This window comes from Microvirga sp. 2MCAF38 (genome assembly GCF_052115485.1).
Lineage (GTDB): Bacteria > Pseudomonadota > Alphaproteobacteria > Rhizobiales > Beijerinckiaceae > Microvirga.
Window position 1 is genome coordinate 116,237 of record NZ_JBFRGU010000006.1, and the last position, 10,490, is coordinate 126,726.

Genomic DNA, 10,490 nt, shown 5'->3' on the forward strand with positions numbered 1-10,490 from the left:
CGTGATCAAACTCTACTTTGATGCCGCATGATCCGAGCGAACAACCGATTTCCACTTGTTCTGATCATGCTCTAGAAGAAGCCGAGCGCCTTGCTGCTGTAGCTCACCAGCAGATTCTTGGTCTGCTGATAATGATCGAGCATCATGCTGTGGTTCTCACGCCCGATGCCGGATTGCTTGTAGCCACCGAAGGCCGCATGCGCGGGATAGGCGTGGTAGCAGTTGGTCCAAACACGGCCCGCCTGGATCGCGCGCCCGAAGCGATAGGCGCGGTTTCCGTTGCGTGTCCACACGCCCGCTCCAAGACCATAGAGCGTATCGTTGGCGAGCGACAGTGCCTCCGCTTCATCCTTGAACGTCGTCACCGACACGACAGGACCGAAAATTTCCTCCTGGAAGATCCGCATGCGGTTGTTCCCACGGAAGACTGTCGGCTTCACATAAAAGCCGCCTTCGAGATCGCCGGAGAGGATGCTGCGTTCGCCACCTGTGAGGATCTCGGCGCCTTCCTGCTTGCCGATATCGATATAGCTCAGGATCTTCTCCAATTGCTCGCTGGAAGCCTGAGCGCCGATCATCGTCGTCAGGTCGAGGGGGCTTCCCTGCTTGATCGCGGCAACTCGATCGAGCGCCCGATCCATGAACTTATCGTAGATCGATTCCTGAATCAGCGCGCGGCTCGGGCAGGTACAGACCTCACCCTGGTTCAGGGCGAACATCACGAATCCCTCGATCGCCTTGTCGAAGAAATCGTCGTCCTCCGCTGTTACATCGGAGAAGAAAATGTTCGGCGATTTTCCACCGAGTTCCAAAGTCACCGGGATCAGGTTCTGACTGGCATATTGCATGATCAGACGCCCGGTCGTGGTCTCACCCGTAAACGCGATCTTCGCGATGCGCGAACTCGACGCCAGCGGCTTTCCAGCCTCGAGTCCGAAGCCGTTGACGATGTTGAGCACGCCCGGCGGCAGGAGATCCCCGACGATTTCGGCCCAGACGAGGATCGAAGCCGGGGTCTGCTCGGCGGGTTTGATCACCACGCAATTGCCGGCCGCAAGAGCGGGCGCGAGCTTCCAGGTCGCCATGAGAATCGGGAAATTCCAGGGGATGATCTGCCCGACCACGCCGAGCGGTTCATGGAAATGGTAGGCGATCGTGTCGTGGTCGATCTCGGAAATCCCTCCCTCCTGTGCCCTGATACATCCCGCGAAATAGCGGAAATGATCGATGGCCAGCGGAAGGTCGGCAGCGGTCGTCTCGCGGATCGGCTTGCCATTGTCCCATGTCTCGGCAAGAGCCAGCTTATCGAGATTCTGCTCCATGCGGTTGGCGATTTCATTGAGAATCACCGCGCGCTCAGCAGGCGAGGTCTTGCCCCAGGCGTCCTTGGCGGCGTGGGCGGCATCAAGCGCCGCCTCGATATCATCCTTATCGGAACGAGCGATCTCGCAGACAGTCTTGCCGGTCACGGGCGATGTATTCTCGAAATAACGGCCGTTCACCGGCTCCCGCCATTCGCCCCCGATATAGTTGCCATAGCGCGTCTTGAAAGGTGCCTTCAGATTGGTGCTGAGAAAATCCGGCTTGTTCATCTGTTCCTCCCGGGATTGAACCACATCCACACAAGAGCAACGCGCCTGCCAAGGATCCTATGTGCAACGCAGCATTCGTCACCGCATTGCAGCAAACAGTCGTTGGGTGTCCGCCCGCGACGCCATAAGAGGTGTTGTCGTTCGCACTCATGGCAATCCACCACGCCTCATCTGCCGCTAAGCCGCCACTCGAATTTTTCATCCAAAGTTACGACGGAAAAGAGGATGCTTCTCCATAGTTGGAGGCATTTGGATAACGACCTTTTCCGTTCGTTCGAGAAAAGCCTTGGAAAGAAGGCGTTTCGACATATCCGGCCGAAGGCGGGCCCGCGCTGAAACCACATTGAGAACGAAGTCCTCCGCGCCTATGATGATTGGTACAACGGAATGCAGCCATGACAGATTTTCACATTTCCCGGCGCGGAATTCTCGCCGGCTCCACTCTCCTTCTCGCCTCGACGGCCCTGACCCGTATCGCAGCGGCTCAGACGCCGAAAGGCGGCGGCCGTCTCGTCGTGGCAGCGGATTCGGAGCCGCGAAACCTCAACCCTGCCATCGTCGCGTCGAACGGCGTCTTCTTCGTCGCGAACAAAGTGATCGAGCCTCTGGCGGAAGCGTCCTTCGAAGGGAAGGACGGTCTTGAGCCGCGCCTTGCGACCGCCTGGGAGGGATCGAAGGATGGCCTTTCGGTCACCTTCAAACTGCGCGAGGGTGTTACCTGGCACGACGGCAAGCCGTTCACATCGGCAGATGTGGCCTTCTCCGCGCTTCAGATTTGGAAGCCTTTGCAAAATCTCGGTCGCACCGTTTTCAAGGATCTCGTGGCGGTCGACACGCCCGATGCCCATACGGCGATCTTCCGTTTCGGGAAGCCCGTCCCCTTCCAGCTCATCCGCAACGCCCTGCCGGCCTTGACAAGCGTGGTGCCGAAGCACGTCTTCGAGAATGGCGACATCGCGACCAATCCAGCGAATGTCGCCTTGATCGGAACCGGGCCGTTCAAATTCGCCGAACACAAGCCGGGCCAATATTATCGCCTTGCGCGCAACACGAATTACTGGGGCAAGGGCGAGCCTTACCTCGACGAAATCGTCTATCGCGTTCTGCCGGACCGCGCAGCGGCGGCTAGCGCTCTCGAAGCGGAGGAAATCCACCTCGCCGCCTTTTCCGCCGTACCCTTGGCGGATCTCGAACGCATCTCGAAAGTGCCCGGCATCGAAGTGATCTCGAAGGGCTACGAGGCGCTCACCTATCAGCTCGTGGTCGAGATCAATCACCGCCGCAAGGAACTCGCCGACCTCAAGGTGCGTCAAGCCATTGCCCACGCCATCGACAAGGATTTCGTCGTCAAGACCATCTTCCTCGGTTACGCCAAAACGTCGACAGGCCTGGTGCCGCGCTACGACACCCAGTTCTATACGCCGGATGTCCCGACTTACGCCTTCGACGCGACCAAGGCCAACGCTCTCCTCGACGAGGCGGGTTATGCGCGCGGCGCGAATGGTGTGCGGTTCAGCCTGAAGCTGTTGCCCGCACCTTACTTCAACGAAACGAAGCAGTTCGGAGATTATCTGCGGCAGGCACTGGCGAAGATCGGTATCGACGCGGTGATCGTGAACAACGATTCCGCCGCTCACCAGAAGGCGGTGTATACGGATCACGCCTTCGACCTCGCCATCGCGCCGACGGTCTATCGCGGCGATCCGGCGATTTCGACCACCATTCTGGTCCAGAGCGGTGTGCCCGATGGCGTGCCGTTCTCCAACCAGGGCGGCTACGCCAAACCCGAGCTCGATGGCCTTATCGCCAAGGCCGCCGAGACCATAGGCGAGAAGGCGCGGACGGACCTCTACAAGGACCTGCAACGGCTGGCGGCGGCGGATCTCCCCCTGATCAACGTGGCCGAGTGGGGCTTCATCACCGTCGCCCGCAAAACCGTTCACAACGTCTCCAGCAATCCGCGCTGGGCGGTTTCGAACTGGGCGGACACCTGGATCGAAACGTGACATCATAGGATTCGAACAAGGCTTTTGATGTCCGGACGAGTGGCGTGAAACGTGCGTTGATGCTCCTCCGGCGGAGACTGATCGGCAGCATCCCGGTGCTGCTGATCGTCATCGTTGGAACCTTTCTGTTGCTTGAAGCGGCTCCCGGAGACGCTGTCGACGCTTATGCCGTGTCGACCGGCGGCGATGCCGGCATGATCGAGCAGTTGCGCCGAAGCTGGGGTCTCGATCAATCGCCCGCGACGCGCCTTGCGATCTATCTCTGGTCCCTGCTCCATCTCGATCTCGGTCGGTCGGTGATCTTCTCACGGCCCATTCTGTCAGTGATACTCGAGCGGCTGCCGAACACCCTGCTCTTGATGGGCAGTGCCACCGCCCTGTCCTTCGGGTTAGGCTCGCTTCTCGGCATTCTCGCCGGCTCGCGGCCGGGCGGCCTTCGCGATAGGTTCCTCTCGATCGGCTCGCTGACACTCTACGCGATCCCCGGCTTCTGGTTAGGGCTCGTCCTGACGGTCGTGTTCTCCGTTCAGTTGAGGTGGTTTCCTTCGAGCGGCATCGAGACCATCGCTTCGGGCAAGCATGGGTTCGAGCGCATACTCGATGTCGCGCGCCACCTCGTGCTGCCGGTCGGCGCGCTCGGCTTCATCTACCTCGCCCTTTACCTGCGCATGATGCGCACCGGCATGGCCGAGATCTGGCGCATGGATTTCATTCGTGCCGCACGCGCCAAGGGCTTGAGCCGACGACGAATCGTTCTGCGTCATGTGGCAAGGAATGCGCTGCTCCCGCTCGTCACCATGCTTGGCCTGCAATCAGCCACCATGCTCGGCGGCAGCGTCGTCATCGAGAGCGTATTCTCGATTCCCGGCCTCGGCCGTCTCGCACAAGAGGCGGTGGCCGGGCGCGACACGCCACTTCTTCTCGGTATCATTCTGGTGAGCACCGTCGTTGTCATTGTCATCAACCTCCTCGTCGACATCGCCTATGCGGCGCTCGATCCACGTGTCGGCGCGACGGAGGCAAGCTCGTGACGTACGTCGCTCGGTTTTTCCGCTCCCCGGAGGGCATGACGGGTGCGGCGATCATTCTCGTGCTCGTGGTGACAGCATTGCTGGCTCCCCTGCTTTTTCCCGGTGACCCGCTCGCCATCGTCGGGGCTCCCTTGACCAGCCCCTTTCAGGATAGCGCCACAATCCTCGGGACGGACAGGCTGGGCCGGGACGTTCTGGCAGGTCTTGTCCATGGAGCGCGTACCTCGCTCACTGTAGGCCTCGCTGCCGCCTTCGCTGCGGTCAGCATCGGCGCGGTTGTCGGAACGATCGCAGGATTCTCTGGAGGCCTCGTCGATGAGATCCTGATGCGTATCACCGACGCGTTTCAGACCGTGCCGGGCTTTCTTCTCGCTCTCGCTTTCGTCAGCGTGGTCGGGCCATCTCTTTTGGTCGTGGCTCTCGCCATCGCTCTTGCCGCCTGGACAGGCCCCGCGCGCATCGCCCGCGCGGAGGTGTTGTCCATCCGCGAGCGGGACTACGTCGCCTCCGCGCGCGTCATCGGGATGCATCCGTTCGAGGTCGCGTTCAAGGAAGTGCTGCCGAACGCCCTGCCGCCTGTTCTCACCCTCGCTTCCGTCATCGTGGCAGGAGCGATCCTCACAGAGGCGGCACTCTCGTTCCTCGGCCTCGGCGATCCCAACCGCGTCACGTGGGGCGGCATGATCGCGGAGGGTCGCAACGTTCTGCGGTCTGCGCCGTTCCTCTCCATCGTTCCAGGCATTGCGCTCGTGATTTCCGTCCTCGGCGTATACCTTCTTGGTGAGGGCGTCATCGAGGCCATGACGACGAAACGGAGCCAGGCATGACCGCGCTCGTCTCGATCAGAAACATCAGCGTTCACTATCGTGACGCGGTGAAGAATGTGGAGGCTTTGGCCGGCGCCAACCTCGACATCGACCAAGGCGAGCGTCTTGCGATCATCGGCGAAAGCGGATCGGGCAAGAGTACCTTCGCGCTGGCCCTTGCCGGTCTGCTGCCGTCGAGCGCAATGATGGAGGGCGTTATTGCGTGGCCCTCGCTTGGGCATTTTCCCAAGCCCGGCCGCGATATCGGTTTCGTGTTTCAGGATCCGTCCGCGAGCCTCGATCCGGTCCTCACCATCGGCGAACAGATCGCCGAAGTGGCGCGCGCGCATCTCGGCCTCACATGGCGGCAATCCTATCGTCTCGCGCTCGATCTCCTCGCACGCGTGCATATCCCCGATCCGCACGCAACATTGCATGCATTTCCGCACCAGCTCTCAGGCGGCCAAAGGCAGCGTGTCGCCATCGCCGCCGCCATCGCCGCGCGCCCCAGGATCTTGATCGCGGATGAGGCGACAAGCGCACTCGACACGATTGTCCAAGCCGAGATCGTGGCGCTGCTCGATAGGCTGACGCGGGAAGACGGCATGTCGCTCGTCTTCATCACGCATGACATCGCTCTCGCATCGCAGCTGGCCGAGCGTCTCGCCGTTTTCTACGCGGCGCGCCTCGTGGAGGCGGGTGATGCAGCCGATCTTCTTTCCGCTCCACGCCATCCATACACGCAGGCGCTGATCGATGCTCACATCGATCTCGGACAGGACCCGCACCGACGCTTGCCGGTCATTCCGGGCAATCCGCCAGACCTGACGCATCCACCAAGCGGATGTCGCTTCGCGCAACGTTGCAGGTTTGCGAATGCACGATGTGATATCGATCCCTTCTGGCGAGGGGCAATCGGCGATGGAGCGGCGTGCGTTCTTCTCGATGAGAAGGATCTTGCCGCATGAGTGCGCCTCTTCTCGACATTCGCGATCTCTCGAAAAATTTCCGGCGCGCCGGAGAACCGGTCCCGGCACTCATCGACGTCAACCTGACGCTTTCCTCCGGCGAGACACTCGCCCTCGTCGGCCCCTCCGGCAGCGGTAAATCGACTCTTGCCCGGATCGTCATGCGTCTCATGGAGCCGGACCGTGGCGCTATTCATTTTGGAGGCGAAGACATTCTCTCACTCGACGGCGCTAAGCTTCGAGCGGCCCGCGCCAAATTGCAGATGGTGTTTCAGGATCCGCTGGCTGCGTTCAACCCTCGTGCGACAGTGTCCGGCGTGCTGGACGATCCGTTGCGCATCCACGGCATCGTCCCACGTGTCGAGCGCCCGCGCGCAATCGCGGGCCTTCTTGACCGTGTCGGCCTTGCCCCCAGGATCGCAGAGCGGGCCATTCACGACATTTCCGGCGGCCAACGCCAGCGTGTCGCTATTGCCCGCGCGCTCGCCACGAAGCCGTCCCTGATCGTTCTCGATGAAGCCGTCTCTGCGCTCGATGTGTCGGTGCGCGCGCAAATCCTCAATCTTCTGATGGATCTTCAGCAGGAGGAACGCATTGCCTTCCTGTTCATTTCCCACGATCTCGGCGTCGTTCGCGCCATCGCCCATCGTGTGGCAATCATGGAGACCGGGCGTATCGTCGAAACCGGGCTCGTGCGCGACGTTATCGCCAATCCTATTTCCGCCATCGGTTCGGCGCTCGTTGCCGCTGTGCCTAAGCTTCATCGCCCTCGTTCGAAGGACATTGCCCCATGACTGTCTCAACCGACAAACGCGCCGATAAGCTCGCGCAGGAGCTGGAAAGCGCCTTTCGCAATCGGGCCGACCTCTATCGCCTCATGTATGACGAGCTGACACTGGAGCTTGGTGCCGAAGAGGCGGAGGCCATCATGATCCGCGCCATCGAAAAACGGGGCCAGGAAGTCGCGACAACCGCCTTCGCGACCTATCGACCCGATCAGGCGCTTGAGATCGGAGAAGCTTTTCTATCCGTCAGTCCCGATGAAGGCCGCATGTATCCGACGGATGTGGAGCGTCGCGAGGATGGTATCAGCTTCAAGGTGAAACGTTGCCCACTGAAAGACGCGTGGGTCGAGGCCGGCGTCGGAGAGGACAAACTCACCAGTCTTTGCCGGATCGCGGGTGCTTTCGATCGCGGGCTTTTCGAAGCGACCGGAATTCGCTTCGACAATGTCACCTGGTCACCCGGGCACGGTTCCGGCTGCTGCCATATCAACCTGACGAACCGCGACGCGCCATGATCCGAACCTAATCAGTCGCGAAAACGTAACCGTTGAGGATCTCCAACCCGACCTCTTCGCCAATGGCGGGCTCCACGGAAAGCGCGGTTTCGACCTCGACCTTCGCCTTCGCGGCTCCCTGGATCTCGATCCGCCGCGAACCGCCGACCCGGCGGATACCGGTCACCACACCTCTCACATGGGCCTCGGCGGGCGATGCGATTCGCAACTGCCAGGGACGGCTATAGAGCGCCGCCTCACCGTCCCCCCGCCCATGGATATCGACAGGAACGGCCTTGCCGCCGATCAACACCTGTCGGCCAACGATCCGGGCATCGAACCGCGCGGCGTCGCCGAGAAAGCCGAGCACAAACGGCGTTTGCGGTCGATCTTGCACCTCATCCGGCGTACCGATCTGCTCCAGGCGCCCGTTGTTGAGAACCGCGACCCGGTCGGCGAGTTCGAGGGCTTCGTCCTGATCGTGGGTCACAAAAATCGTCGTCTGGCCCGTGCGTTCGTGGATGTCGCGCAGCCAGCGGCGCAGGTCCTTCCGGACCTTGGCATCGAGCGCACCGAACGGCTCGTCGAGGAGGAGGACGCGTGGCTCTACGGCCAAAGCGCGGGCCAACGCCACGCGCTGCCGCTGACCACCAGAAAGCTGCGCCGGAAAGCGCGCCTCGTAGCCGGAAAGCTGCACAAGCTCGAGGAGGTCGGAAACCCGCTGCGCAATGTCGGCCTTGGAAGGGCGGCGCGCTCGCTCACGAACACGCAAGCCATAGGCGATGTTGTCGCCCACATTGAGATGCTTGAAGAGAGCGTAGTGCTGGAACACGAATCCGACCTGACGCTTCTGAACGGCAAGGCTCGTCGCGTCCTGCCCGCCGAAGAAGACCTGCCCCCGCTCCGGCGCTTCGAGACCGGCAATCACCCGCAGAAGCGTCGTTTTTCCAGATCCTGAAGGGCCGAGCAGCGCCAGAAGCTCGCCCGGATGCACGGTGAGACTGACATCGCGCAAAGCGGCGGTCTCGCCGAACTCCTTGGCGACGTTCGCGACCCTGACCTCCAAACCCGTGCTCCGTTCAATGTGCGGGACGTCCGGAGAGGGTATCACCCGCTTGCCATTCCAGGAATGATTTAGCTGCGAGGGTGACGAGGGCAAGGCAGGCGAGGAGCGATGCGACCGCGAAGGCGGCAACGAAATTGTACTCATTGTAGAGAATCTCCACGTGGAGCGGCATGGTGTTGGTGAGGCCGCGAATATGGCCGGAAATCACGGAGACCGCGCCGAACTCGCCCATGGCGCGGGCATTGCAAAGCAGAACGCCGTAGAGCAGTCCCCAGCGTATGTTCGGCAGGGTCACGGTCAAAAAGGTGCGCCACCCCGAAGCCCCGAGGGTCAGAGCCGCCTCTTCCTCTGCCGTTCCCTGCTCCTGCATGAGGGGGATCAACTCTCGCGCCACGAAGGGGAAGGTGACGAAGATCGTCGCGAGAACGATACCCGGCAAGGCAAAGGCGATCTTGATACCGTGCTCCATGAGCCACGGTCCCAAGAGCCCCTGCGCTCCGAAGAGCAGTACATAGATCAGGCCGGAGACAACCGGTGAGACTGAAAACGGTAGATCGATCAGCGTCATCAAAAGGCTTTTGCCCTTGAAGTCGAATTTCGCGATCGACCACGCGGCCGTGAGACCGAACACCACATTCAGCGGCACGGAAATCGCCGCAACCAGCAAGGTGAGCCTGATCGCGGCCTGCGCATCCGGCTCCTGAAAAGCCGCAAGATAGGCGCCGAGGCCTTTGCTGAAGGCCTGCGCGAACACGACGGCTAAAGGCAAGACGAGAAAGAGAGTGAGGAAAGCAATCGCAATTGCAATGGCGATCCTCCGCGTGAGCGCACCTTCCGTCACCACATTCGTCCAACGGGCGTCATTTCGAGCGGGAACGGGAACGACATCAGACATGGCCGAACCTCCGTCGGCTCCAGGCTTGAATGAGATTGATCGCAAACAATGTCGAGAACGATATTGCCAGCATAATCGTCGCGATCACGGTAGCACCGGTGTAATCGAACTCCGCGAGTTTGATGACGATGAGAAGCGGTGCGATCTCGGAGATATAAGGGAGGTTTCCGGCGATAAAGATCACCGATCCGTATTCTCCGACCGCGCGCGCAAAGGCCAGCGCAAAGCCTGTCAAAATAGCCGGCAGGAGAGGCGGAAGGAGAACGCTCCAGAGCGTCCGTACCCGCGAGGCGCCGAGAGTCGCCGAGGCCTCCTCCAGTTCGCGATCGATATCGACGATCAGGGGCTGCACCGTTCGCACGGTGAAAGGCAGGCCGATGAAAACCAACGCCACGAAAATGCCGAGCGGTGTATATGCGACCTTGATGCCCAAAGGCTCGATCAAAGATCCGATCCAGCCGTTCGGAGCGTAAAGCGCCACCAGCGCAATGCCGGCGACCGCCGTTGGCAAGGCGAAGGGAAGATCGACCATGGCATCGATAAAGGCCCGTCCGGGAAAGTCATAGCGTGTGAGAACCCAGGCGACGAGCAGACCAAACAGGGAAGCCACGAAAGCGGCGACAAGCGAGATACCGAAGCTGACCCTCAGCGCCGCAAGGACACGCGGTTCGAGCGCTGCAGCTAATATTCCGTCGAGCCCGACGCTCGAAGCCTTTAGGATGAGTGCTGCCAGTGGCAGAAGAACAATCAGGCCGAGATAGAGAAGCGTGTAGCCGAACGTGATCCCGAAACCCGGGATCACGCTCGCCCGCTTGAAGCGGATATTGGCCGGTAGAACCAAGCTCAT

10 protein-coding genes are annotated in these 10,490 nt (G+C 61.0%); 6 read left to right on the top strand and 4 right to left on the bottom strand.

Going from position 1 to position 10,490, the window contains the following annotated elements:
* Positions 1 to 71: 71 nt before the first annotated feature.
* On the bottom strand, positions 72 to 1,592 hold the full coding sequence (gene adh, locus AB4072_RS13930; RefSeq protein ID WP_441968781.1) for an aldehyde dehydrogenase: 1,521 nt from the start codon (positions 1,590 to 1,592) through the stop codon (positions 72 to 74).
* Between the two features lie 395 nt (positions 1,593 to 1,987).
* Here adh and AB4072_RS13935 point away from each other — a divergent pair, with 395 nt between their 5' ends.
* The 6 genes from AB4072_RS13935 to AB4072_RS13960 are packed head-to-tail and all read left to right on the top strand — an operon-like array spanning position 1,988 to position 7,703.
* Complete coding sequence (locus tag AB4072_RS13935; protein WP_441968783.1) at positions 1,988 to 3,598, top strand: ABC transporter substrate-binding protein; 1,611 nt, start codon at positions 1,988 to 1,990, stop codon at positions 3,596 to 3,598.
* Positions 3,599 to 3,642: 44 nt separating this feature from the next.
* Positions 3,643 to 4,629 carry an ABC transporter permease gene (locus AB4072_RS13940; protein ID WP_441968785.1) on the top strand — a complete coding sequence of 329 codons (987 nt, stop codon included), beginning with the start codon at positions 3,643 to 3,645 and terminating at the stop codon, positions 4,627 to 4,629.
* Between the two features lie 35 nt (positions 4,630 to 4,664).
* A complete protein-coding gene (locus AB4072_RS13945) occupies positions 4,665 to 5,456 on the top strand; it encodes an ABC transporter permease (RefSeq protein WP_441969198.1) in 792 nt (263 codons plus the stop codon).
* Positions 5,453 to 6,403, top strand: a complete 951-nt coding sequence (locus tag AB4072_RS13950; RefSeq protein ID WP_441968787.1) for an ABC transporter ATP-binding protein — start codon at positions 5,453 to 5,455, stop codon at positions 6,401 to 6,403. The genes AB4072_RS13945 and AB4072_RS13950 overlap by 4 nt, the downstream gene beginning before the upstream one ends.
* On the top strand, positions 6,400 to 7,197 hold the full coding sequence (locus tag AB4072_RS13955; RefSeq protein WP_441968789.1) for an ATP-binding cassette domain-containing protein: 798 nt from the start codon (positions 6,400 to 6,402) through the stop codon (positions 7,195 to 7,197). The genes AB4072_RS13950 and AB4072_RS13955 overlap by 4 nt, the downstream gene beginning before the upstream one ends.
* Complete coding sequence (locus tag AB4072_RS13960) at positions 7,194 to 7,703, top strand: L-2-amino-thiazoline-4-carboxylic acid hydrolase (RefSeq protein WP_441968791.1); 510 nt, start codon at positions 7,194 to 7,196, stop codon at positions 7,701 to 7,703. Before AB4072_RS13955 ends, AB4072_RS13960 begins: the two co-directional genes overlap by 4 nt.
* Positions 7,704 to 7,710: 7 nt before the next feature.
* Here the strand turns inward: AB4072_RS13960 and AB4072_RS13965 are convergent, their stop codons facing one another.
* From AB4072_RS13965 to cysT, 3 genes are read right to left on the bottom strand one after another with little or no spacing between them, the layout of a single operon-like run.
* The gene (locus tag AB4072_RS13965; protein WP_441968793.1) at positions 7,711 to 8,748 is read right to left on the bottom strand and encodes a sulfate/molybdate ABC transporter ATP-binding protein; all 1,038 of its coding nucleotides are present in this window, start codon (positions 8,746 to 8,748) and stop codon (positions 7,711 to 7,713) included.
* 13 nt (positions 8,749 to 8,761) lie between these two features.
* Positions 8,762 to 9,643 carry a sulfate ABC transporter permease subunit CysW gene (cysW, locus tag AB4072_RS13970; protein ID WP_441968795.1) on the bottom strand — a complete coding sequence of 294 codons (882 nt, stop codon included), beginning with the start codon at positions 9,641 to 9,643 and terminating at the stop codon, positions 8,762 to 8,764.
* On the bottom strand, positions 9,636 to 10,490 hold the full coding sequence (gene cysT, locus AB4072_RS13975; RefSeq protein ID WP_441968797.1) for a sulfate ABC transporter permease subunit CysT: 855 nt from the start codon (positions 10,488 to 10,490) through the stop codon (positions 9,636 to 9,638). The genes cysW and cysT overlap by 8 nt, the downstream gene beginning before the upstream one ends.

Bases quoted from the DNA above. Each gene is read 5' to 3' on its own strand.
- AB4072_RS13950 (WP_441968787.1), top strand. From the start codon at position 5,453: ATGACCGCGCTCGTCTCGATCAGAAACATCAGCGTTCACTATCGTGAC.
- cysW (WP_441968795.1), bottom strand. From the start codon at position 9,643: ATGTCTGATGTCGTTCCCGTTCCCGCTCGAAATGACGCCCGTTGGACG.
- adh (WP_441968781.1), bottom strand. From the start codon at position 1,592: ATGAACAAGCCGGATTTTCTCAGCACCAATCTGAAGGCACCTTTCAAG.
- AB4072_RS13955 (WP_441968789.1), top strand. From the start codon at position 6,400: ATGAGTGCGCCTCTTCTCGACATTCGCGATCTCTCGAAAAATTTCCGG.
- AB4072_RS13935 (WP_441968783.1), top strand. From the start codon at position 1,988: ATGACAGATTTTCACATTTCCCGGCGCGGAATTCTCGCCGGCTCCACT.
- AB4072_RS13945 (WP_441969198.1), top strand. From the start codon at position 4,665: ATGACGGGTGCGGCGATCATTCTCGTGCTCGTGGTGACAGCATTGCTG.
- cysT (WP_441968797.1), bottom strand. From the start codon at position 10,490: ATGAGCTTGGTTCTACCGGCCAATATCCGCTTCAAGCGGGCGAGCGTG.
- AB4072_RS13960 (WP_441968791.1), top strand. From the start codon at position 7,194: ATGACTGTCTCAACCGACAAACGCGCCGATAAGCTCGCGCAGGAGCTG.